General features: G+C 58.2%; 1 rRNA gene. It reads left to right on the top strand.

Features of this window, described 5'->3' with window-relative positions:
- Positions 1–258: 258 nt before the first annotated feature.
- A 23S ribosomal RNA gene (locus QQM67_RS30475) occupies positions 259–3,197 on the top strand; the annotation flags it as partial.

The raw sequence follows: 3,197 nt of genomic DNA, 5'->3' as shown, positions 1-3,197 counted from the left end.
TGTCTCGTCGGGGTTTTCCCGTCGGGCCGGTGGGTGTGGAACGGGGGCGCCGGGGTGGGGGGTGGTGGGCACACTGTTGGGTGTCTGAGAGAGCGAGCGGCCGCCGCTGCTGTTATCGGCTGTGTTTGGCCGGTGGTGTGGTGGTGGTTGTGGGTGTCTCTTGGTGCCGGTCCTGCTGTCTTCGCGTCTGTGTGTCGTGGGGGTGGTGGGTGGCTGGTTGTTGTTTGAGAACTGGACAGTGGACGCGAGCATCTTTGTGGCCAAGTTGTTAAGGGCGCACGGTGGATGCCTTGGCACCAGGAACCGATGAAGGACGTGGGAGGCCGCGATAGGCCCCGGGGAGTTGTCAACCGAGCTGTGATCCGGGGGTGTCCGAATGGGGAAACCCGGCAGTCGTCATGGGCTGTCACCCGCATCTGAATGTATAGGGTGTGTGGAGGGAACGCGGGGAAGTGAAACATCTCAGTACCCGCAGGAAGAGAAAACAACAGTGATTCCGGGAGTAGTGGCGAGCGAAACCGGATGAGGCTAAACCGTATGTGTGTGAGACCCGGCAGGGGTTGCATGTACGGGGTTGTGGGATGAGGCTTCAGTCGTCTGCCGGCGGCTGGGTGAGTGAGAAACCGCTGCGATAGGCGAAGGGTATGCGAAAGGCCCGGCGTAGAGGGTAAGACCCCCGTAGCTGAAATTGTGGTGGCTCATCTGTCTTTTTCCCGAGTAGCATGGGGCCCGAGAAATCCTGTGTGAATCTGGCGGGACCACCCGTTAAGCCTAAATATTCCCTGGTGACCGATAGCGGATAGTACCGTGAGGGAATGGTGAAAAGTACCGCGGGAGCGGAGTGAAAGAGTACCTGAAACCGTGTGCCTACAAGCCGTGGGAGCGTCGCACAGAGAGCTTGCTCTCTGTGTCGTGACTGCGTGCCTTTTGAAGAATGAGCCTGCGAGTTTGCGGCATGTTGCGAGGTTAACCCGTGTGGGGGAGCCGTAGCGAAAGCGAGTCCGAAGAGGGCGACCGAAGTAGCGTGTTCAAGACCCGAAGCGGAGTGATCTAGCCATGGGCAGGGTGAAGCGGCTGTAAGAGGTCGTGGAGGCCCGAACCCACCAGGGTTGAAAACCTGGGGGATGACCTGTGGTTAGGGGTGAAAGGCCAATCAAACTCCGTGATAGCTGGTTCTCCCCGAAATGCATTTAGGTGCAGCGTCGTGTGTTTCTTGCCGGAGGTAGAGCACTGGATAGGCGATGGGCCCTACCGGGTTACTGACCTTAGCCAAACTCCGAATGCCGGTAAGTGAGAGCGCGGCAGTGAGACTGTGGGGGATAAGCTCCATGGTCGAGAGGGAAACAGCCCAGAGCATCGACTAAGGCCCCTAAGCGTGTGCTAAGTGGGAAAGGATGTGGAGTCGCAGAGACAACCAGGAGGTTGGCTTAGAAGCAGCCATCCTTGAAAGAGTGCGTAATAGCTCACTGGTCAAGTGATTCCGCGCCGACAATGTAGCGGGGCTCAAGCACACCGCCGACGTCGTGTCATTCACACATGAGCCTTAACGGGTGTGTGGGTGGGTAGGGGAGCGTCGTGTGCCGGGTGAAGCAGCCGTGGAAGCGAGTTGTGGACGGTATGCGAGTGAGAATGCAGGCATGAGTAGCGATACATACGTGAGAAACGTGTGCGCCGATTGACTAAGGGTTCCTGGGTCAAGCTGATCTGCCCAGGGTAAGTCGGGTCCTAAGGCGAGGCCGACAGGCGTAGTCGATGGATAACCGGTTGATATTCCGGTACCCGTGGCAGTGCGCCAGCGCTGAATCAGGTGATGCTAAGCCCGTGAAACCCCCGGTTTCCGCCTTCGGGTGGGGATCGGTGTGGTGGAGCCGGTGAACCGAGTCTGTAGTAGGTGAGTGATGGGGTGACGCAGGAAGGTAGTCCAGCCCGGGCGGTGGTTGTCCCGGGGTAAGGGTGTAGGGCGTCGTGCAGGTAAATCCGCACGGCATGGAGCCTGAGACCTGATGCCGAGCCGATTGTGGTGAAGTGGATGATCCTATGCTGTCGAGAAAAGCCTCTAGCGAGTGCTGTTGCGGCCCGTACCCGAAACCGACTCAGGTGGTCTGGTAGAGAATACCGAGGCGTTCGGGTGAACTATGGTTAAGGAACTCGGCAAAATGCCCCCGTAACTTCGGGAGAAGGGGGGCCACGGCCGGTGATCCCACGTGCTGGGGGAGCTGGTGGTGGCCGCAGAGACCAGCGAGAAGCGACTGTTTACTAAAAACACAGGTCCGTGCGAAGCCGTAAGGCGATGTATACGGACTGACGCCTGCCCGGTGCTGGAACGTTAAGGGGACCGGTTAGTCACATTTCGGTGTGGCGAAGCTGAGAACTTAAGCGCCAGTAAACGGCGGTGGTAACTATAACCATCCTAAGGTAGCGAAATTCCTTGTCGGGTAAGTTCCGACCTGCACGAATGGCGTAACGACTTCTTGACTGTCTCAACCATAGGCCCGGTGAAATTGCAGTACGAGTAAAGATGCTCGTTTCGCGCAGCAGGACGGAAAGACCCCGGGACCTTTACTACAGCTTGATATTGGTGTTCGGTTCGGTTTGTGTAGGATAGGTGGGAGACTGTGAAGCGCTCGCGCCAGCGGGTGTGGAGTCGTTGTTGAAATACCACTCTGATCGTGCTGGATGTCTAACCTGGGTCCGTGATCCGGATCAGGGACAGTGTCTGGTGGGTAGTTTAACTGGGGCGGTTGCCTCCTAAAGGGTAACGGAGGCGCCCAAAGGTTCCCTCAGCCTGGTTGGTCATCAGGTGGTGAGTGTAAGTGCACAAGGGAGCTTGACTGTGAGACTGACGGGTCGAGCAGGGACGAAAGTCGGGACTAGTGATCCGGCGGTGGCTTGTGGAAGCGCCGTCGCTCAACGGATAAAAGGTACCCCGGGGATAACAGGCTGATCTTCCCCAAGAGTCCATATCGACGGGATGGTTTGGCACCTCGATGTCGGCTCGTCGCATCCTGGGGCTGGAGTCGGTCCCAAGGGTTGGGCTGTTCGCCCATTAAAGCGGTACGCGAGCTGGGTTTAGAACGTCGTGAGACAGTTCGGTCCCTATCCGCTGCGCGCGTAGGAGTCTTGAGAAGGGCTGTCCCTAGTACGAGAGGACCGGGACGGACGGACCTCTGGTGTGCCAGTTGTTCTGCCAAGAGCAT

The sequence above is a fragment of the Streptomyces winkii genome (genome assembly GCF_032248595.1).
GTDB lineage: Bacteria > Actinomycetota > Actinomycetes > Streptomycetales > Streptomycetaceae > Streptomyces > Streptomyces winkii.
This window is presented reverse-complemented; position numbering and strand designations above follow the sequence as displayed.